This window comes from Sutcliffiella rhizosphaerae, from assembly GCF_917563925.1.
Classification (GTDB): domain Bacteria; phylum Bacillota; class Bacilli; order Bacillales; family Bacillaceae_I; genus Sutcliffiella_A; species Sutcliffiella_A rhizosphaerae.
The window spans coordinates 26627-47216 of record NZ_CAKJTJ010000014.1 but is presented as its reverse complement, the minus strand read 5'-3'; the positions used below and the strand labels follow the sequence as shown (position 1 = coordinate 47216).

Below are 20590 nucleotides of genomic sequence, written 5' to 3'. Positions count from 1 at the left end.
TTTTTATTCCCCCCTATTACTTGCTTCTTTCAGCATCGTTATCAATTCGTTGAAATCCACATTCAATTGTTCTGCTTCTGCAACAAGCTCAGACACTAATCGCTTTAAGGTATGTTCTTTTCTTTTAGTTAAAATGATGGCTTTTGCTTCCCCAGTTACAAACATGCCTAGCCCCCTTTTTTTATATAAGACCTGATCTTCTACCAACAATGTCAGCCCTTTTGCTGCTGTTGCCGGATTAATGTTAAATATTTCAGCTAATTGATACTGCGAAAAAACCTTTTGATCAGTAATAAAATTTCCGTTCAGTATTTCAGTTTCCAGCCATTCGGCAATCTGTACATATATTGGTTTTGCTCCATCTGTTTCGAGAATCAATATTCCACCTCCTACGACCAACATAGTGCATTAGTGTTGTAATGTAGTATATTACATTTCCCAAAATTGTGCAATGGTCTATCCTATAAATAATGGTTGAAACTAAAGTTATTTATTAAGGCTCTTTTTTAAAAGATTGTTGCTAGTAACCGGTAAAAAGTCGGGTTCTGACTTTTTACGTGCATGTTCAGTGAAAACTTGTCCTTTTGACTGAAACTAAATGCAGGGAAAGAGCACGACAGTAACGATTATTACGAGTATCTAATAAAGTTCGTAAAAGCAACAATGTTTGCGAAAACAGCCTTTATTAGTGATACATCCGAACATGAATCCATGATTCTACTGGAGAATGATGAATTAGTTTGGAGTATTACTGTTTTTGAAATTATATACTTTACTAAATTAGCTATATAGTCGTCCATTTCGTTCTGTCAAAGCCTCAATGAACAAAAAAATCGGGCTTTCATAAATGATGAAAGCCCGAAAAATAGTATTTTAGGAAAAAACAGCCTTGCATGTTAATGGAAAATTAATCTTGGTGCTTATATGCCTCTGTATTGCTCGCTCAAAGGACGGCATTTCCTCCTCTACTGGCTCATAACCAGTTATTCTTCAGCTATGAAATACCGAACAGTAAATTACTCACTGAGACAAATCTTCATTATTTCTTTTTAAAAATATAGTCCATCCTACTCCAAGAATTAATAATAAAACTCCTGCGACCATATAAACAGCTGTCAAGCCAAAGTAATGAAGAATGAGAAAGGAAAGTACGGGACCAATTGCTGCACCTACATCCACGACAACAGTATGTGCTGTTATTACCTTTACTGCATCTGTTTTTGATGCCACAGATGTTGCCAACGTATCCGTTATGGTAACAAAGAAAGTACTTGATATTTGATAAAGCAACAAGAAAAAGATTAAGAGATAAATAGATTGAGTGTTACCGAGAATCAGAAATAGCAATCCCCCGCCAAATAAAGGAATAAAAAGGAACTTAGCGGCTACATCTGATTTGTCTAACATTCTCCCAATTCTTGGAGCTATAAATGGATCCCATCCCCACCTGATTGCCTGTAATGCACCTGCAATGGATGCAGCTCCAAGAACCATACCAAACAAAGACCAGTCATTAATATATACTCTTTCAATTAAAGCACTGACTGTTGAGGCAAAAAGTCCAAATACAATCATTCCGAGGACGATACCTGTTGTTAAAACCATTCCAACATACGAGGTTAACCACTTTTTGTTTGTGCCAGTGGACTTCTTTTTCGTATCTGAAGCCTTTATCAATGGGACTAAGTAAAAAATAAATGGAAAAATAATAACGCCAAGTACAGAAAAAAGAGTGGAAACAAAATAGACTGAGGTTTGGTCGACCAGAAATCCTCCAGCAAGCATCCCAACTAAACCACCAATGCCCCATAGTCCGTTATATAATCCAACATGATGCCCTCTTGATTCATCATTACTAACTTCAATAACCGTCAAGAAGCCTCCCAGCCTAAGTAAGGACCAAGCAATTCCCCACAATGCTCTCATCAAAAGAAGCACCCAAAAATCTTGGAATATACCATAAGAGAATGTAGTTATTACCGCAATAACAACAGCTATTACCACACCTGTTCTAAGTTGAAAATGACGATAAAACAACCCTACAAGCGGATTAATAGGCAATCTGATGAATCGGTTTATTGATAGTAACAAACCGATTTGCCACAGTGCGGTTAAACCAAATTCTCTCCAATAAATTGGGAGTACGATAAAAAGCATCGCATCACCAAGGACAGCGATTGCTGTAATGATAGCAATTCCGATTACTCTGTTTTTATTTGACATATATTATGTATTTCCCCCTTGAAAGAATACAAGATGATTTATACAATTTTAGACGATTCATGTAGTATTTTCCATACTTTTTTACCAAATTGTTTGGTTCATTCTTATGGGGATGCAAACTGCACTTACTTAAGATTGGTCAAACAAATGTTGAAGCATTCGCTCTTTATTCTCCATGAACTGCTTCATGATAGTATAGTGCGAGGTTTCTTCCAGTCGAGCTTCACTCACCCCTTCACCGGTCAATTCATAAATTCTAGCATTAGGATATGCCATCAGGATTGGTGAATGTGTAGAAATGATAAATTGTGATCCTTGGTTGATTAAATCGTTTATTCTGGCTAACATCGACATTTGTCTTAAAGGCGACAATGCCGCTTCTGGTTCATCTAGAATATAGAGTCCATTGCCTTGAAACCTCTCCACAAAAGCAGCAAAAAATGCCTCTCCATGAGATTGCTTGTGAAGTGATTTTCCTCCAAAAGAATCAATAATCCTTCCTCCACCACTTTCTTTATCCAATTCCTCAATATTAGTAGCTACATTATAAAACGTTTCTGCACGAAAGAAAAAATTGTCTCTTGGACGCTCCACTCCCCTAATAATTCTCAAGTGCTGATCGAGCTCTGAATGTGAATCATAACTAGAAAAGTTAAAGTTTAATGTTCCACCTTCAGGGTTGAAACCAAGGGCAATTGCTATTCCTTCTAAGAGTGTTGATTTTCCCATTCCGTTCTCTCCGATAATATAGGTTACATTAGGATGAAATATAATAGAATCCACATCTTTCATAACTGGAAGGTTGAATGGATATTCCTCAAACGTTACTATATCCTCTGTTTTCAAATGTAAACTTCTTATGTACTGTGTATCTCTATTTAATTTCACATTTCTCCCTCTCTCTATAAAGTTCTCTACTATCATTCTTTCATTATATCTGCGAGATTGAAATAATTCTCTTGTAACCATAGTATTTCCTCTAAAAAACGAACTGGCGGCCCAACATGATGTTCCATTCTAGGTTCTATCCACCAGGTACTTTCCATTAACCAAAGTAATTTAAATGATTTTATTAACATTTTTCTGCTTAAGCTCTTATTCTCTTTATATCCTTCAACAAAGCTCCTAACGTTTTCTATACATAGTTTACCATCTATTAAAGCACCAGACATAATCGCTCTAGCGACATCTAAGCAAGGGTAATCCAAATTTAATCGATCAAAATCTAAGATGGCCGCAACTTCATTTTCTTTAAATAAGATATTATCCATAAAGAGGTCTCGGTGGGTAAGTCCTATTTCAAGCTCTGTAAAATTGTGAAAATCAATTTTTTCTGTAAGTATTAATTGATTCTCCATGAGGGATACTATTTTGTCATTAGAAGTTACTTTACATTTTACATTTTTCCAATAGGACATTCGTTCCTCTTTAGTAGGTATTAGGAATACCGGGCTCAACTTACCCTTTGGCTTTACCTCTGACAACAGTTGATGCATTTTTCCCGTTATCATACCCAATTGATACATTTTTTCAGAATTAGCCCTCCCAGGTATGATGGTACTTCCAGAATGAAAATCCATTACCATAAACAACTCTCCACGCTCTGATTTCCAGACTATCTCCTCATTGCATGTAATGATTTGAGGACATGGGAATCCTTGCAAATGTAAATATTGCTGAACTTTTAAAGCAAATAAATGCTCTTTCGGATTATACTTTTTCATGCGATCTTTATTGAACTGTTTAATTAAAATGGTTTTATGATCTGTTACTACTCTCCATTTTAAATTAAGATAACCTTTATTTATTTGTTCCACTTGATTTACTTGCCAACCAAATTGATTGGCTACTCTATCCATAATGTCTGTGAATATTTTTTCAGTCAACAATTTGATTTCACCCCTATTCATAATCTAAAAAAGATGAGACACCTTGCAGGAATTAATGCAAGGTGTCTTTGTTTGCCTCAAACCATAGTCTAAGATTATTTGGCCATTTGTCTGCTTGATATACTTTTATCGAGAACCCACCTAACTCTACTAGTAAATATTCATCGTTAGATAAAATGATAAAAAAATCTTCCCTTGGTGTAGGGAGTATCTTATCTATTTTTTTATTTTGCTCTTTGAAAAAGATATATATCTCCGTCTCTTCTTTGTGGCTAAGTTGCATTGGCTGACCATTTATAATCTCTTCCTGTTCTTTTGATGTTGCATGATTACTATCATCTTTAGATTTTAGCTTTCCGTTAATTGATTCTAACAGCCTGATAATTTCTGCAAGACCGAAAAGCACTAAACCTGATACAACACCTGATATAAATGTTGAAAAGAACACTGATATACTTTCTGCTTCTTCACCTGCAATAATCGAGACGAATAAACCAATGATAATAATAATAAAGCCAAGTACTTTTAATGCTGATTCTATTATATTTTGCATTTTATTCCCCCCAAAAATAATATTTCTATATATAGACAAGAAAACCCTTTATTCTCCAGAAAACATCATAAAAAAGCCTTACCCTTCAAAGAAAGGCAAGACTCTATTTAACGTATTTGACCATCCCCGGTCATTTGGAACTTTACTGTTGTTAGTGCTGGTAAACCCATAGGTCCTCTTGCATGTAGCTTCTGTGTGGAAATACCAATTTCTGCTCCAAAGCCAAGTGCTCCACCATCTGTAAAGCGAGTAGAAGCATTATGATATACCGCTGCAGCATCTACAAGTTTTAAAAATTTCTCTGCTGTTTCTCTATTTTCGGTTATGATTGCTTCAGAATGCTTCGTACCGTACTCATCAATATGCCTTATCGCACCCTCTACATTTTCTACTATTTTAATAGCAATATCTAAACTTAAATATTCATCCGACCAATCTTCTTCTTTTGCTTTTTCAGCACCTGATATGGACTGAACTACAGTATCATCACCATAGACGTGAATGCCGTGTTCTTTTACCACTTCAATAAGAGCATCTTTGTTCACTTTATACCAATCTTCATGGATAGTCAGTGTCTCTGCTGCATTACATACTGCGGGACGGTCCGTTTTTGCATTAACAAAAATCGACAACGCTTTCGACACATCAGCAGCTTTATCAATATAAATGTGACAGTTGCCAACACCCGTTTCCAATACAGGTACTGTAGCATTTTCGACTACTGCATTAATTAGTGAAGCTCCTCCGCGTGGGATTAAGACATCAATATGTTCTTTCATCGTAAATAGCTGTTGTGTTGCATTTCGGTCCGTACTTGCGATGAACTGAACAGCTTCCTTTGGAATAGCAGTAGTTTCAAGTGCTTTGTGTATGATATCTACAATGGCCTGATTAGAGTGTATGGCAGAAGATCCACCTTTTAATACAATCGCATTCCCCGATTTCAATGCTAAACCAGTTGCGTCGACTGTTACATTAGGACGAGCTTCATAAATCATTCCAATGACACCAAGTGGTACACGTACTTTTTTAACGTTCAATCCATTTTCTAAAGTCCAATCCTCTAAAATGTCACCAGTTGGATCGTCTAATTCTGCTACTTCTCTTAAGCCTTCAGCAAATTCAGAAATACGATCTTCTGATAAAATTAAACGATCTATATATGCTGTAGTATATCCTTTTTCTTGACCCTTTTCTAAATCTTGTTTATTTGCTTGTAAAATATAGGATTTATTACTTTCCAACGTATTTGCGATATGAAATAAGATTTCATTTTTTTCTTCTGTTGAAAGTAAACTAACCACTTTTGCAGCTCTTTTAGCTTCTTTTGCTTGATACTCAACGTTTGTCTCTATCACTAAAGACATCTAATACCTCCTTGTATTATACTCCTACTGGAAGGGATGATTCTAAATGACAGACTAAATTGTCGTTTTTCACAACTTCTTCTTCCCATTTATCTTCTGTTGTGTCATACGCTTTTAGTTGTTTAGAAGAGTAGTTTACAACGCCCAGTCCAATTCTTTTTCTTTCGTAATCAAGAATCTTTACAACTGAGCCTTCCTTAAACTCCCCGATTACTTGACTTATATCAGAAGGCAATAATTGTTTCTCCCCTAACATGGATACATCTGCAGTTTCTGATAGAACCACTTCACCTTCAGGACCTGAATTAAAAGCAATCCATTGTTTTTTATGATTTAAGTTAACAGAATTACTTTTTAACTGGAAATATGTTCCGGTTGCTTGTTTCTTAATTGCTTTAAGCAAAATGTTAGGAGTTCCAGCTCTTCCTAAGAATGCCGGGATACCCGATGCCATGGCTATTTTAACTGCATCTATTTTAGATTTCATTCCACCAGTTCCAACAGAGCTTGCAGATTCTCCTGCTGCTGCATCTATTTCCGGTGTAATCTCTTCTACTTTTCTTAATAATGTTGCATCCTTGTTAATTCGAGGATCTCCATCATACAAACCATCGATATCCGATAAAATAATTAGTAGGTCTGCATCAATTAACCCTGCAACCTTAGCAGATAATGTGTCATTATCTCCAAACTTCAGTCTGTTTACCGTGACGGTGTCATTTTCATTGAAAATCGGTACAATACCACGCTCTAACAAGACATTTGCTGTATTGCGCGCGTTGTTGTAGCGATTTTCATCTGAAAAATCTTCTCTTGTAATTAATATTTGAGAGGCAACGTATCCATTTGATAAAAACAGCTCGCTATACGCCTCCATCAACAATCCCTGACCAATAGATGCAGCAGCTTGTTTTTCTGGTAAACTTGTTGGTCTGTTTAAACAACCAAGCTTACGATATCCCGCTGCTACAGCACCTGATGACACGAGTAATACTTCATAGCCTATATCTTTCAGTTTTGCTACATCATCGACAAGTCTTTCTAGTTTTTTCCTGCTAATTTCTCCATGAGTGCTAGTCAATGAACTGCTCCCAATTTTTATAACTAACCTTTTTATCTCTTTATTGTAGGTCATTCCGTCCCTCCTGTAATAAAGATCATATCTGTTTAGTAAAGTACTAATTCCCGCGCTTTTTCTGCACTTATTTCCTTTGATCGTTCTGTTGCACCTTTAATGGCAGCAGAAATGGCTGTTCCCCCACCATTTTCACTTAGCGCTTCTAAACCTGCTGCAGTTGTACCATTAGGGGAGGTTACTTTTTTGCGCAAGGATGATGGCTCCTCTTGTTTTTCCTGCATCATTTTTGCTGCACCTAAAATCGTTTGAGCTACAACATCTCTCGTTAATTCTTCATCCAAACCCGCTTCTTTAGCCGTTTTTTCCATGTGCTCCATTAAATAATAAAAATATGCCGGTCCACTTCCCGCTACTCCTGTGAATACATCCATCTGATTCTCATCTATCGTATAAACTCGACCAATTGTTTCTAAAATTAATCTTGTATCTATTACATGATTAGAACTAACATATTTTCCAGAAGATATGGCAGTTGCCGACTCACCTATCATGCTAGAAGTATTTGGCATAACCCTAATAACGGGCTGACCAGAAGCTAACCCTTCTTCCAAATAGTCAGTAGTTATTCCAGCAATAACAGATAGTACCAGTTGATGTGGTCTTATGTTGTCTTTAAGTGTAACCAACGCTTTTTCAATATCTTTAGGTTTCATTGCGAGGACGATGATATCCAATCCTTCTATCAATAAATCCTTTTTCATTACACCGCGTACTCGGTATTTGTTTTCTAATTCATATAATCTATTTTTATTTGATCTGTTGCTAACCACAATATTTTCTGATGGAATTATCTCACTTGAAACAATTCCAGAAATCATCGCTTCTGCCATAGAACCAGCACCAATAAATCCAATAACTTTGTCTTTTAGCATCCAATCCGCTCCCGTCTGTCCGTTCCTTTTTCAACGGTTATTATCGTAACATGTAGAGAAAGGATATCAAGGGTGTTCTGGCAATTAGCTTGCAAGACTGCCAGATAGTGAGTGTAAACGCTAACATATCCATCTATATTCCTGTTAATTTAACCTGAAGGACAATAATCATGATTAAAGCGAGATTTTGGCGAATTTTAGGTTTTGGAAAAAGTGTGTTGTCTTTTCTGAGAGTGTATTTGTAGAAATACTTGGATCTTAACTATGATGACAACACCCTAGGTGAAATAATGAAAAAAAGCCGGGTGAAATCATGCAAAAAAGCCATCATCACTCCTATGATGACCAAAACGCTAGGTGAAATAACGTAAAAAAGGCCATCATCACCTCACGCTAAGGCTACATAGGAAAAATGGTCATTAAATAACCCATGCAGTACATAAACCTTTATTCTATATTCCTACAAAAAAAGAAAGCATGCCTATATATCAGGCACACTTAATTATCATCCTGTCTTTTTCCACTGTTTCATGACTTGACGTATTTCTTTTGCCATCTCCGTGCATTTTTCTATTTCATTATCGCTCAGTTGGATCTCTCCATATCTAACTTTTGCATATAATTGGATAAAGTCTTTTTTAAGACCTGTTTCTCGTTTTAGCCATTCTTCTAGTGTTTCACTTCTCATGCGTCCCCTTTTCTTCTTAATTGCAAGTTGTTCTAAGTCATACATCAATTTACGTACCTGGTTTTTAGGTGGTTTTGACTTTTTATCGGAACTAAACAATTTATTACTCATTTTAGTCATTGTAAAGACAAAATGTTCTTGTGTTTCGTGTTCATTACACTTATTGGTTACTTTCTTTTTATTTAGAAGAAAATATAGGATGGAAACGAACAGTATAATCATAGCAGCAACAATGAATGAATTATCAAATATATTGACCGTTTCAAACATTGCTGGTTCTAATTCGTCTTCCTCAAAATCTGTCAATGTTTCAGTTTCTTCCATTTCACGTCCATTAGGAGTCCAATCATGTAGGCCAAGCAGATAGAATATTGGACGGGCTAATAGATTAAACACCATGCTAATACCTTGTCCGACTGTTGAGAAAACCAAGGAAATGAACCATTTTCCGATAGTGGCAATAGTAACCGAGACAACTACGATACATCCTAGTAAAATAGCTGAAGATGATATTACTTTCTTCTGTATCGAAGGATTTCCTCTTAATTCTATTACAGTCACTCCACTATATAAAAGAACAATTAACAGGAGCTGTCCTCCAAACAAAGTCATTAATACAAATCCGTGTGGGTATTGTACTAAAACACCACAAGCATATATAAATGGCATCCAGATAAATGAAATAATAAGTAGTGCAAAGGTAGAAAGAGGCCTTTCTTCTTTGATATGCATGAAACTTCTAATGCTAATAAAGAAGCCTATTAAAAGGGATAGTCCTATACTAAAGGAGGCAAGGTAAGAAAACACTGCTAACACCGGTGCAACAATTAAAATGGAAGCATACGTATTTGGAAGCATATTTGAAAGATAAGTAAAAATGGCAAAGGAAATAGCAAGAGGTAGCAAAATACCAATCAACGAAGGCAAAGTACCACTATCTAAGTAAAATAATAAGACAAAAAAATAAAAAATATTCATTTCCAGTAACAGGTGTATTACATTTTTCCATAGACTAACCATTAGCTACCTCCTTCCAATGAATTAGCTGATTATATCCATCAAGAATGTATACACTTGTGTGCGTCGGTAGTTTCCAGCCGTTGAGTCTATCACTATCTGCACATATAATGACATATGGTGAATTTACTGCATGCTGATAAACTATTCGTTCCAGACTTTTCATACCAACTGTTATACTATTACCTTGGATTCTGGCAAGTATCGTTAACGCTGTTTGTAAGTGTCGTTTTCCACTTCCAAATGGAAGCTCTAAATAGCTTGGGGCTCCCTTCTTTTTAATATTTATTAATAATGAAAATGGAATTTGATGCTTCATTGCATAATGCAGTAAAAACGATATACCTTTAATTCGGTCTTCTAAATTGCCCGAGCGAACATCCAGAACAATTAACCAAGAAAATTGCAACGTTTTTTCATGTTGTTTGGTTTGTAGAGAATTCATTCGGGCAGTAGCCTTCCAGTGAATCTTATTGAAGGAATCGCCATTTACATAATCTCTCGTACCAACTATATTTGTATTATCCTCATATATAGAAGCCCTTGTAGGAAATGCACCTTGTTTACGAGGAAAGATTCGGGTCAGGCCATGTACATGCTTTTGTTCTGAATAAATTAGTGCTTCAAACTTCGTGACATCACTTTTATGCAAGTATAATTTGCCACCATCTAGAAAATGTGTAATCTGCAATTCTACTTGATGCAACCTAGCTACTCCTCTAGCTTTCGCTATAAAAGGTACTTCTATCACAACCTCACTTCTTCCCAATAATGAAAATGGAATATTTATTTGTGATATTCTCGTTCTTTCATCCCCGTTCACAAAATGAATATTATTATCAACGACAAAATAAACTCGACCAATATAGATTGGTAATCTTGATGGTTGTTTAATCTTTATTTTTAATACTCCAGCATCACCTGGAAAAAGCTTCATTTTCTCCTCTACTATTGTAAATTGAAGTTTTTCCCCCACTCTATTAAGGTAAAAATAGGAAACGAGAAAATACAAAAAATACATTGAACCAAGTAAAAAAAGTAAAGTATGACCAGTTACAAATCCAATGACTATAATGACAAATGCACAAGCACGAAGATAGACATGGACACCTAGATTATCTACTTGTTTATTCCATCCACTCATCCTTAGTATGTAGCCTCCACTGGTACTTCTACATTAGAAAGTAAATCTTCTATTAACTGTTGGTTCGTTTTCTTTAATGAACCCTCCATGGTGGTGATAATTCGATGGCTAAGAACATAGGAAGCAATATTTTTGACATCTTCAGGTGTCACAAACTCTCTCCCATTAAGAAAAGCTACTCCTTGCGAAGCCCTCATCAGAGCCAAAGTTCCCCTTGGACTTACACCTAGTTCAATCTCCTCGTGATCTCTTGTTAGATGAATAATTTCTAACATGTATTTTTGAACGACAGATGATACTTTTACTTGCTTTACCTGTTCCTGCAGTTCAAATACCTCTTGTTTAGAAAGCACAGTAGCGAGCTTTTTGATTGGTTCTCCTAAACGATATTTAATCATCATTTCTTGTTCCTCATCAACAGTGGGATATCCAAGATCTATTTGCATAAAAAAACGATCCATTTGTGCTTCAGGTAATGGAAAAGTACCTTGCTGAGATTCAATCGGGTTTTGAGTGGCTATGACCATGAATGGTCCTTCTACTAGTAATGTCTCTCCGTCAATGGTTACTTGCCTTTCTTCCATTACCTCAAGTAAGCTTGATTGTGTTCTTGGAGTTGCACGATTAATCTCATCTGCTAGAAGTATGTTTGTCATTATTGGTCCTGGTCGCAACTCAAACTGTTGTTCTTTTGGATTGAAGAATTGAATACCTGTAACATCACTTGGCAGAACATCTGGGGTGAACTGAATTCTTTTAAAATCAGCATCAATCGTTTTTGAGAAACTTTTAGCAAGCATTGTTTTCCCAGTCCCTGGAACACTTTCTAAAAGTACATGACCTTTATTCAATAGTGCATTAAAAAGTAGCTCTACTATATTATCTTTTCCTACTATTACTTTTGACATCTCTTCTCTTAACTGCTCTAACACTTTCAATGAATACACCCCTTAATATATTTCTATGTAATATGTATATTTTACCATTATCTAACTGAAAGTAGGAAATATTTCGAAATATCAGTCGACAACAAAAAAGCCTCTAAAATGAATAGATCATTCTAGAAGCTTATAATTATTCTTTAAAAAATGTTAAATCCTTCGTACGGAAACTTTCTGGTGTGACGATGGAAATTAATTGGTTTTGTTTCATTTTGTTCTTTATCCGATCGGCTATTCTTTCACCATAACGTTTTGTTAAATCACTAGGGTGAATATTTGATGTGAACACAATACTTTTACCTTGCCGTTGATTCAAAATGGAATATATTGTTTGGTCTACCCATTCGCTTACTCTTTCTACACCAAGGTCATCAAGAATCAGAACATCTACCTCAGCAATGGCTTTCATAAATTTACTTTCTGAATAACCTGAATCACTATCCCATGATGCAACAATAGTGTCCATTAATTTAGGTACATCAAAAAACATAGCTGTTATATTGTTTTCCTTAAAATACCTATATAACCCAACAGCAAGATGCGTTTTCCCTCGCCCGGTACGTCCGTAAAAGTAAAGATTTTCTTTCCCAGTAAACTGGTCAAAAAAATCAATAGTACTAGTTAATGCTTCTTTTTGGCTAGAGTAATTCACTTGGAAATTTTCCAATGTGGCATTTTCCAATTCTCTCGGAATAATGCAAAACTGCTCAAAATATTTGTGTTTACGACGTTTCTCAGCCTGAACTGTTTCTTCAGCAAGACGACAATCGCATTCGTTTTCATACTCCTGCCATTGTCCTTTATTTTCACCACCAATAATTTGCATGCGTACACGCTTCACTTCACGATTACATTTTGGACAAACTCTTTGGGATAAAATTTCGGTTTTCCCCATATTGCCAATAACGGCTCCAATCTTTTTCATCGTCGCCACCTCCGTCAAAACTTAGTCAATTTTTTATATTAATTTAGATGGATTTTCGTTTTACTAGTGCAATTATAATAGTTTCGGTTATAATAATACAAGAATGTTAACGAGTTCGGAGGGAATGAACATGTTAACCGGATGGTTTTTATGGTTAATATTATTTTGGGTTGTAACAATGGTAGCACTACTTGCCATTGGCGGTTTTTTTATGTTCCGAAAGTTTTTAAAAAGATTACCAAAAGAAGATGGTAAGTCAGAATTGGACTGGCAAGATTATTATTTACAAAAAACTCGCCATCTGTGGCCGGATGACCTAAAACTTCTTTTAGAAGAGCTAGTGTCTCCAGTTCCTGAATTATTCCGCGATATTGCCAGGCAAAAAATTGCAGGAAAAATTGGTGAGCTTGCATACCAAGAGAAAGCAAAAGAAATTACTAGAGAGCATGTTATTAGAGGCTACATTCTGGCCACTCCAAAAAGGGATCATAAGTTTCTGATCAAGAAATTAGAGCATTTAAATATTGACCGCACCCCCTATCAGCATCTCTTTTAAGAAGGCAAATGAATGAAAGGTTGTCTTTTTCTCATACTAAATGCAGGAAAATGCATGAGAGTAAAAATCAAAAGAAACAAAGTATGAGAAAGCATCCTTAAAGAAAAACCTCGGATTATTAACCGAGGTTTTTTCTGTTCAAACAGTTGTTTTTATGGTGGGTGGAATCGTACCACTTTCCAATTTTTTATACTTCAAGTACATCGCAACCCGCCACGGAACAATCATTCCAAATGCGAGTAGCCAAAACATCCCGGTCAGTTCTCCAATATCTATTGACGTACTTAAAACTAGTTTTAAAATGACTCTGATCGCTAATAAACCGAGTAATATGAAAACAAAAGCTTTTGAACGCTTTAAATAGATATCATTATCCCTAATTTCAAACTTCGAGGTTTTAATTAAAAAAATGGAAAAGATAGCACCTACACTCAGTGCTTCGACTATTTGTAGTGGGGAAACCCTGAATTCTGGAAAAAGAAACATTAGGGCACCCGTACTCATAAAGATAGGTGGTAAGACAATTTTTTTAACAGATGAAGGCTTTTTTGCAGCTTTCATACGGATAACTATGACAACTAATGCCATACAAACTGCAATGATCGTAGATAGTATTGTATTCACTTCGTATCATCCTTTTTGTTTCACAACTTTTAACCCCTTACTATTATACCGAAAAAGCGGAATAATAAAAGGGAAATCTATCCTTCCGAAAAATCTCTAAGTTTATGTAATGTGTAAAAAAACAATAGCAAGGACAATAAAAGATATTCTAAGTCTCTCATCCAATTTTCTTCCACATATGATTTAGGTATAAATATGAATGAAATAATAATATTCATGAGTGTGACAATAATACTTCCAGAAAAGCAAAACAAGTATATAGACAACATTACTTTACTATACGTGTTGCAATCTTTATACGTCTTTATAAACAAAAACAAAATGAACAAATAGATAAAAAATAACAAAAGCATCTCTGTATCAAATTCTGCGATAGTTGTACCTTTAATTGATTTAACTGATAAAATTGTTAAGGAATTCACGATACCTAAAATGACGGTAAATGTAAAAAAATACACGATCAAAAAACCTTCTATTATTTTAAGTATGAACCTCATTATTCACCTCATAAAACTAAACAATCGTATACAAGATACTTGTACACGATCGTTCTACATCTTAACCTAACACCCGCTTTATAGCTTCCAGCACTCTATTTTCATCGAACGGTTTCACGATAAAATCTTTAGCTCCAGCTTCGATAGCATCTACTATTAATCGCTGCTGTCCCATTGCAGAACACATAATGATTTTTGCCTTAGGAAATTCATTCAATATTTCTCTAACTGCTTCAATTCCATTCATTTCAGGCATGGTAATATCCATTGTCACTAAATCAGGTTGATGGTTTCTATAGAGGGCCACTGCTTCTTTCCCATTCTCTGCTTCACCGATAACAGTGTGGTTTGAGTTAGTTAAAATGTTTCTAATTGTCAGTCTCATGAATTTCGCATCATCCACTACTAAAACCTTCGCCACAGCAGAGTCCTCCTTACGACCTATAAAAAAGTATTTTATTTACTTTATTCCCATTTTTAACTTTACTCTTTTAAGTCATAAGAATCAACAAAAATATCAAACAATTTAAAATCCTTGGAATCCCCCGGTAATCGCAGAAAGCCAAACTATAATTTTTGTCAACCAATCAAAAAACAACAAAACTCCCATAAAGATCATTGAATAACCACCAATTTTCATTATTATTGCATGGTTACGTTTTATCCACCCCATCTTACCGATAAAGAAAGAAAGTACAAAAAATGGAATAGCAAATCCAAGTACATATGCCAGCATATAATAAACTCCTGATGTCGGATTATTCATCGACATCCCTATTACGGCACCTAAAATAGGACCAGAACAAGGAGTCCAACCCGCTGCGAACGCCATGCCGATTAGGACAGTTCCGATATAGCCAGATGGTCTATTTTTAAATGTGAATTTTTTATCCTGCATTAAGAATTTAGGTTGGAATACACCTAGTATTACTAATCCGAAAAAGATGATTAACAGAGCTCCCACTTGCCTGATAAGATCCTGGTACTGCATAAAAAATCGTCCTAAAAAGCTCGTCCCAAAACCAAGGGCAATAAAAATTAATGAGAATCCTATAAGAAAAAATAATGTATGTAATATACTTTTCTTTTGCATCATACCTTTGTCTTCTTTTAACTGTCCCACAGAAACTCCTGTAATATAGGAGAGAAAAGCAGGATAAATAGGTAATGTACATGGTGATACGAAGGAAAGCACACCTGCACCAAATGCTAAGAAAAGGGTTAGATCTCCTGACATATTATCACTTCTCCTACAAATTGATATCTATAATAGTACCAAAAAAATGACCCTGGTATTGATAATCTTCTTAACAATCTATGACGAATCCGTGACAAGTTTGTATAGTTATTCTTCACTATTTTACAATTATTAAAGTCCCATTAACTAGGAGTTTTCCTTTGAATTACCTCCCAATATCTAGTATAATAATGTTACGAATTGGAAGAAGGAAGGATAATCAACATTGGCTACTAAACAAGAACTTATAAATTTAATTGAATTGAAGCGTGCTGAACTTATAGATATTGTTGCAAAATACGGAATGTCCTCTTCTAAGACGTTAAAATTAAGTCAAGAACTGGACACACTCTTAAACAAGTATAACCATATCATTGTGACAAAATAATACATAAATATGCGCAAGGAGCAGCTTTGAAAACCGACTAGCACAGAAGCAAGTGCCTTGAGCTCTAACATAACTACATAAACTTTTCTTACTTACATAGTAAAATCCCAACTCCTAACAGAGTTGGGATTTTCAGTGTTGAGATTTAAGCGTTAAATAATTCTTATCTCACTCCGTCAACATTTAATTTATGGCTGAACAAGTACATCTTCTACTTTCTCCGGCTGTCCATTTTGTAATAGGTACATTTTATAATACAAGCCCTCGAGATTTAATAATTCCTGATGCGTCCCTCTTTCGACGATTTCTCCTTGGTGTAAAACCAATATTTGGTCTGCATCTTGAATGGTAGAAAGTCTGTGTGCAATTGCAATAGTTGTTCTTCCTTTTCTCATTTTTTCCAGCGCGGTTTGAATAGCCTCTTCTGTTTCCGTATCAATGTTTGCTGTTGCTTCATCCAGGACAAGTATTTTTGGTTTTGTGGCAATCGTTCTAGCAAAAGCTACTAATTGTCTTTGACCACTGGAAAAGGTCGAACCTCTCTCTACAACTAATTGTTCATATCGATCTGGTAGTTTTTTTATAAAAGAATCTGCCTGCACAAATTCTGCTGCTTTTCTAATCTCTTCATCTGAAATGGTAGAATCATGCAATCGAATATTGTGGTTGATAGTTCCATAAAACAAGAATGGATCTTGAAGTACTAACCCCATTTTCTTCCTTAATTCTTCGTTCTCAAACTGCTTCAGAGATGAGCCGTCTATAATGATTTCCCCATGTTTAAGGTCATAAAATCTCATTAGTAAGTTAATGATGGAGCTTTTTCCACTCCCAGTATGACCTACAAGAGCAACAGTTTCACCAGGTAGAGCAGTAAATGAAACATTTTTTAGAACATCACGTTTCCCATCATATGAAAAAGTTACATTATTAAATTCAATTTTCCCTGTTGAGATAGCCGGTTGTTGTGTATGATTTGCACAGGTTGGAGCAACTTCTTTTTCATCTAAAAGATAAAATACTCTAGATGCAGAAATAATCGCTTGTTGATACATAGATAATCTCATCATCATTTGGTTAACAGGTTCAAAAAATCTACCTAAATAGTTAACAAATGCATACAGAACACCTATTTCTATCGTACTTCCAAGAGAAGATATCCCGAAATAACTTAACACCAAAATTAATGACAAAACATAAACAAAGTCAATTGCAGGTCTAAGCAAAAGTCCGTCTAGCTTTATATTTTTCACACCAGCTTGATAGTGAGCCTCATTAATTTCAGCAAATTCTTTACGGAGCCGCTTTTCTTGGCGAAACACTTGAATGATTCCCATCCCTTGAAGTGACTCATTCAATTTCGCATTAAGCTGACTTAACCTCTCCCGCATATCCGCATAAAATCTGGAACTAAAGTGACGGTAAGTAGCCATAATGGCAAAAATGATTGGGATGATTAGTAAACAAAAAATAGCCAATTGGACATTTAACAGAAACATGGCAATAAAAATTCCGATTAAAAACACACCGTTTTGAACAAAAGTGGAAATAACACTCACGAACATATCTTTGATTGCTTCTGTATCATTTGTTACTCTCGAAACAATACTACCACCTGGTGTTTTATCAAAGTACTTTAGTCCAAGTGTTTGCACTTTTGCAAAAAGGTCAATCCGAAGCTCTTGAATTATCTTTAAAGAAATCTCTTGAAACTTTAACAACTGAAAATAAGTAATGATCACTTTGGCGATTAATATACCGATATAAAGACTAGCCAGAGTGACAATTGGCCCTGTTTCCATCACTTGAGGAGTCAGGTAATCATCTATAAACACCTTTATGATAAGCGGTCCTACTATTTCTCCAATGGTGGCTAGCACCAAGAGGCTGAAGGCAAAAATGAATTGTTTCGTATGTGGTTTCGCATACCCTAAGAGCCTCTTTAATACCTGTCTTTGTTCTTTTGCAGTGATTGTTTGACTATTCATTTTCTATCCCCCATGCTCAACTAGGGATTCTAATTGCTGACGATGGTACATTTCTTTATACCAACCGTCTTTCTCCATTAGTTCCCGATGATTTCCCTTTTGAACAATTTCTCCGTCTTCCAACACAATTATCGTTTGAGCATGTTGGATGGCACTTAAACGATGGGAAGTAATGAGAGTTGTTTTGCCTTCCCGATTTTCTTTTAATGCATGGAGGATACTTTCTTCCGTTTTCGCATCCACTGCCGACAATGAATCGTCTAATATTAATATCTCAGGATCCATTAATAATGCTCTAGCTATGGAAAGTCTTTGCTTTTGTCCCCCTGATAAGGATACTCCTCTTTCCCCTACCATCGTTTGATACCCATCTGTAAATTGAATGATATCATCATGAATGTTAGCAAGCTTTGCTGCTTGAATAATGTCATCAAACGAAGCACTTGGTAAAGCAAAAGCTATATTATCTGCAATCGTGGCAGAAAATAAAAAATGATCCTGCGGGACATAACCTATTGCATTCCTTAGCGCTTCTAATTGGTAATACTTCACTGTTTTTCCTCCAATGAAGATATTTCCTTTTATCCCATCAAATTCACGGATTAGCATCTTTAAAATGGTAGTTTTCCCACTTCCGGTTTTCCCGACAATACCGAGTGTCTCACCTTGCTTGATGTCAAAATGGATATCCTTCAGCAGCGCCTCTTTTTCATTAGGATACGTAAAATTATCTACTTGGTAACAGATGTCGCCTGTCGGAATGGTAGAAACCGCATTTTCTGTATCTTTAATATCCACTTCTTCTTTTAGCAAGGCACTAACGCGATCATAGGATGCTCTCCCTCTTTCCACAATATTAAAGAGCCAGCCAAAAGCTAGCATCGGCCATATTAGTAGCCCTAAGTAAGTAGTAAAAGCAATTAATTCTCCAATCGTCATTTCACCAATAAGGACATATCGAGAGCCAAATGCAATCGCAAGGAAAAAGGATAACCCTATAATTATTCCAATCGTAGGATCAAACAATGAATCTATTTTAGCAACTGTAACATTCTTCTTTACTACATCTTCTGCCTGTTTCTCAAACTCTTTAATTTCTTCTTTTTCCTGGCCAAAGGTTTTGATAACTTTTACACCATTAACACTTTCCTGCACCTTATCATTTAAGGAAGAAAATGCAGCTTGCGCTTTATGGAAAGTTTTATGAAGAAGAGAACCATAATAGCTTGTTGAAATAGCCATGAAAGGAAGAGGAATAAGACAGATTAATGTCAGCTTCCAACTGATTGTTGCTGCCATTGCAATAAGGACAAATCCCCCTGTCATCAAGGAATCAACAAGTGTTAAAACACCAGCTCCTGCTGTTTGCTGTATTGCCTGCAGGTCGTTCGTGGAGTGGGCCATCAGATCTCCGACACGACGGCGTTGATAAAAACTTTGTGACATGTTTGTAAAATGTTCATATAAATTATTTCGCAATAATCTTGCAAGTCGAACTGCAGGGCCAAAAATCATGATTCTCCAAAGGTATCTTAATATATATACGAGAATCGCTGTGCCAAACAATACCAACATTAACACTAAAATGGTGTCTTCTGTTAGATTTCCTTCGACAATATAATCAACTGTCATACCAACTATCCTGGGAGGAATTAATTCTAGAAAAGCCACTAAGGCTAACAATAATACACCAGGTATATATGATTTGCGTTCTTGCTTAAAGAACCACCATAGATCCTTAAAAATACTCATTTACTTTTCCCCCGATTTGTTATCTATCTATATGGAACTATAATAGTTTAGCAAATATTCAAATATTTAGAAAGATGTTTATTCGTTAACTGAGGAAATTTTTACAAAAGAAAAATAATTCTACAGAGATGAACTACTACACGATTAACGAACGCTTATTAAAAATTGACGAGAAATCATTCATGAGTAGAAATCATTTTACAAAATACCATATTAAAGACTTGAATTGATAATCATACTCATCGAATGTGAAATTCTCAGGTTGGAGTATGAATATTTTCTTTTTCATCCTCCAAATTCTTCAATCATTTTCATAGACTACAACATAAAAAGCCACCTCTTCTGTTTAATTTTCCAACAGAAAAAGTGACTTTTTAAAAAAAGATTAACCGCATATATCGTTAAATTTAAGAAGAAGGATTCAGTTTTTGACCTTCTTCTCCTTAACTTTATGGTTTTGATTATCAAACAAATGTATGATGAAACTTAGAGCGAAAAGCATTTTAATACTTTCATTTATTTCATTTGTTTGCTCATTGCAGACATCATTTGGTTGATTTTCTTTTGGGATGGTTTCATTCCCATTTGCATCATCATAACACGCAGCATTTGCTCATTAATTGGCGGATTTTTCTTTAAGTAAGTCATCATGTACTTACGAGCGATGAAAAATCCTAGCGCAACTCCAGCAATAAGAGCTAGAACTACAATTAGAATCCAAATCCATGTATCCATCAAAAATTTCCTCCTCAAATCCAGGTCTACTCAAGTAGTGTACTAAACCAATTGTA

General features: G+C 35.5%; 20 protein-coding genes. 2 read left to right on the top strand and 18 right to left on the bottom strand.

All coding sequences use genetic code 11. The features are described from left to right. Positions 1–3: 3 nt before the first annotated feature. The 12 genes from LRP81_RS13250 to LRP81_RS13195 all read right to left on the bottom strand — a co-directional run bounded on the left by LRP81_RS13250 (position 4) and on the right by LRP81_RS13195 (position 12757). Positions 4–378 (bottom strand): GntR family transcriptional regulator, encoded by a 375-nt coding sequence (locus tag LRP81_RS13250; RefSeq protein WP_230501833.1) that lies wholly within the window; start codon positions 376–378, stop codon positions 4–6. A 642-nt stretch (positions 379–1020) separates the two neighbouring features. Beyond that, positions 1021–2223: an MFS transporter gene (locus tag LRP81_RS13245; protein ID WP_230501831.1), complete on the bottom strand. Its 1203-nt coding sequence runs from the start codon at positions 2221–2223 to the stop codon at positions 1021–1023. A 129-nt stretch (positions 2224–2352) separates the two neighbouring features. Next, entirely contained in the window at positions 2353–3111 is a 759-nt protein-coding gene (locus LRP81_RS13240) for an AAA family ATPase (protein WP_230501829.1), read from the bottom strand. Positions 3112–3143: 32 nt separating this feature from the next. Further along, a complete protein-coding gene (locus LRP81_RS13235; RefSeq protein ID WP_230501827.1) occupies positions 3144–4112 on the bottom strand; it encodes a phosphotransferase in 969 nt (322 codons plus the stop codon). A 52-nt stretch (positions 4113–4164) separates the two neighbouring features. Then, entirely contained in the window at positions 4165–4665 is a 501-nt protein-coding gene (locus LRP81_RS13230) for a hypothetical protein (RefSeq protein WP_230501825.1), read from the bottom strand. A gap of 107 nt (positions 4666–4772) precedes the next feature. After that, positions 4773–6032 carry a glutamate-5-semialdehyde dehydrogenase gene (locus LRP81_RS13225; RefSeq protein WP_230501823.1) on the bottom strand — a complete coding sequence of 420 codons (1260 nt, stop codon included), beginning with the start codon at positions 6030–6032 and terminating at the stop codon, positions 4773–4775. A gap of 16 nt (positions 6033–6048) precedes the next feature. Next, entirely contained in the window at positions 6049–7167 is a 1119-nt protein-coding gene (gene proB / locus LRP81_RS13220; protein ID WP_230501821.1) for a glutamate 5-kinase, read from the bottom strand. A 32-nt stretch (positions 7168–7199) separates the two neighbouring features. After that, positions 7200–8042 (bottom strand): pyrroline-5-carboxylate reductase, encoded by an 843-nt coding sequence (proC, locus tag LRP81_RS13215; RefSeq protein WP_399207686.1) that lies wholly within the window; start codon positions 8040–8042, stop codon positions 7200–7202. 505 nt (positions 8043–8547) lie between these two features. Continuing rightward, entirely contained in the window at positions 8548–9750 is a 1203-nt protein-coding gene (locus LRP81_RS13210; RefSeq protein WP_230501820.1) for a hypothetical protein, read from the bottom strand. Next, a complete protein-coding gene (locus LRP81_RS13205) occupies positions 9743–10891 on the bottom strand; it encodes a DUF58 domain-containing protein (RefSeq protein ID WP_230501818.1) in 1149 nt (382 codons plus the stop codon). Before LRP81_RS13205 ends, LRP81_RS13210 begins: the two co-directional genes overlap by 8 nt. Positions 10892–10893: 2 nt before the next feature. Beyond that, positions 10894–11829: an AAA family ATPase gene (locus LRP81_RS13200; protein WP_230501816.1), complete on the bottom strand. Its 936-nt coding sequence runs from the start codon at positions 11827–11829 to the stop codon at positions 10894–10896. A 136-nt stretch (positions 11830–11965) separates the two neighbouring features. Further along, entirely contained in the window at positions 11966–12757 is a 792-nt protein-coding gene (locus LRP81_RS13195) for an ATP-binding protein (RefSeq protein ID WP_230501814.1), read from the bottom strand. A gap of 130 nt (positions 12758–12887) precedes the next feature. Between LRP81_RS13195 and LRP81_RS13190 the strand changes: the two genes are divergently transcribed. Next, positions 12888–13313 (top strand): DUF2621 family protein, encoded by a 426-nt coding sequence (locus tag LRP81_RS13190; protein ID WP_230501812.1) that lies wholly within the window; start codon positions 12888–12890, stop codon positions 13311–13313. 138 nt (positions 13314–13451) lie between these two features. On the opposite strand, the gene LRP81_RS13185 is transcribed toward LRP81_RS13190, so the two are convergent. The 3 genes from LRP81_RS13185 to LRP81_RS13175 form a co-directional block, all read right to left on the bottom strand. After that, positions 13452–13937 (bottom strand): CcdC family protein, encoded by a 486-nt coding sequence (locus LRP81_RS13185; RefSeq protein ID WP_230501810.1) that lies wholly within the window; start codon positions 13935–13937, stop codon positions 13452–13454. Between the two features lie 558 nt (positions 13938–14495). Further along, complete coding sequence (locus LRP81_RS13180) at positions 14496–14855, bottom strand: response regulator (RefSeq protein WP_263458244.1); 360 nt, start codon at positions 14853–14855, stop codon at positions 14496–14498. A 105-nt stretch (positions 14856–14960) separates the two neighbouring features. Further along, positions 14961–15671 carry a cytochrome c biogenesis CcdA family protein gene (locus LRP81_RS13175; protein WP_230501808.1) on the bottom strand — a complete coding sequence of 237 codons (711 nt, stop codon included), beginning with the start codon at positions 15669–15671 and terminating at the stop codon, positions 14961–14963. Positions 15672–15897: 226 nt separating this feature from the next. Here LRP81_RS13175 and LRP81_RS13170 point away from each other — a divergent pair, with 226 nt between their 5' ends. After that, positions 15898–16059, top strand: coding sequence for an aspartyl-phosphate phosphatase Spo0E family protein (locus LRP81_RS13170; RefSeq protein WP_230501806.1), 162 nt, complete (start codon positions 15898–15900; stop codon positions 16057–16059). Between the two features lie 188 nt (positions 16060–16247). On the opposite strand, the gene LRP81_RS13165 is transcribed toward LRP81_RS13170, so the two are convergent. From LRP81_RS13165 to LRP81_RS13155, 3 genes are all read right to left on the bottom strand, one after another. Then, positions 16248–18047, bottom strand: coding sequence for an ABC transporter ATP-binding protein (locus LRP81_RS13165; RefSeq protein ID WP_230501804.1), 1800 nt, complete (start codon positions 18045–18047; stop codon positions 16248–16250). Positions 18048–18050: 3 nt separating this feature from the next. After that, positions 18051–19799 carry an ABC transporter transmembrane domain-containing protein gene (locus LRP81_RS13160; protein WP_230501802.1) on the bottom strand — a complete coding sequence of 583 codons (1749 nt, stop codon included), beginning with the start codon at positions 19797–19799 and terminating at the stop codon, positions 18051–18053. 516 nt (positions 19800–20315) lie between these two features. Beyond that, complete coding sequence (locus LRP81_RS13155; RefSeq protein ID WP_230501800.1) at positions 20316–20534, bottom strand: YneF family protein; 219 nt, start codon at positions 20532–20534, stop codon at positions 20316–20318. Positions 20535–20590: the final 56 nt, after the last annotated feature.

Coding starts and splice junctions, on each gene's coding strand:
- LRP81_RS13245 (WP_230501831.1), bottom strand. CDS start 2,223: ATGTCAAATAAAAACAGAGTAATCGGAATTGCTATCATTACAGCAATC.
- LRP81_RS13230 (WP_230501825.1), bottom strand. CDS start 4,665: ATGCAAAATATAATAGAATCAGCATTAAAAGTACTTGGCTTTATTATT.
- LRP81_RS13225 (WP_230501823.1), bottom strand. CDS start 6,032: ATGTCTTTAGTGATAGAGACAAACGTTGAGTATCAAGCAAAAGAAGCT.
- proB (WP_230501821.1), bottom strand. CDS start 7,167: ATGACCTACAATAAAGAGATAAAAAGGTTAGTTATAAAAATTGGGAGC.
- proC (WP_399207686.1), bottom strand. CDS start 8,042: ATGCTAAAAGACAAAGTTATTGGATTTATTGGTGCTGGTTCTATGGCA.
- LRP81_RS13210 (WP_230501820.1), bottom strand. CDS start 9,750: ATGGTTAGTCTATGGAAAAATGTAATACACCTGTTACTGGAAATGAAT.
- LRP81_RS13205 (WP_230501818.1), bottom strand. CDS start 10,891: ATGAGTGGATGGAATAAACAAGTAGATAATCTAGGTGTCCATGTCTAT.
- LRP81_RS13195 (WP_230501814.1), bottom strand. CDS start 12,757: ATGAAAAAGATTGGAGCCGTTATTGGCAATATGGGGAAAACCGAAATT.
- LRP81_RS13190 (WP_230501812.1), top strand. CDS start 12,888: ATGTTAACCGGATGGTTTTTATGGTTAATATTATTTTGGGTTGTAACA.
- LRP81_RS13175 (WP_230501808.1), bottom strand. CDS start 15,671: ATGTCAGGAGATCTAACCCTTTTCTTAGCATTTGGTGCAGGTGTGCTT.
- LRP81_RS13165 (WP_230501804.1), bottom strand. CDS start 18,047: ATGAATAGTCAAACAATCACTGCAAAAGAACAAAGACAGGTATTAAAG.
- LRP81_RS13160 (WP_230501802.1), bottom strand. CDS start 19,799: ATGAGTATTTTTAAGGATCTATGGTGGTTCTTTAAGCAAGAACGCAAA.
- LRP81_RS13155 (WP_230501800.1), bottom strand. CDS start 20,534: ATGGATACATGGATTTGGATTCTAATTGTAGTTCTAGCTCTTATTGCT.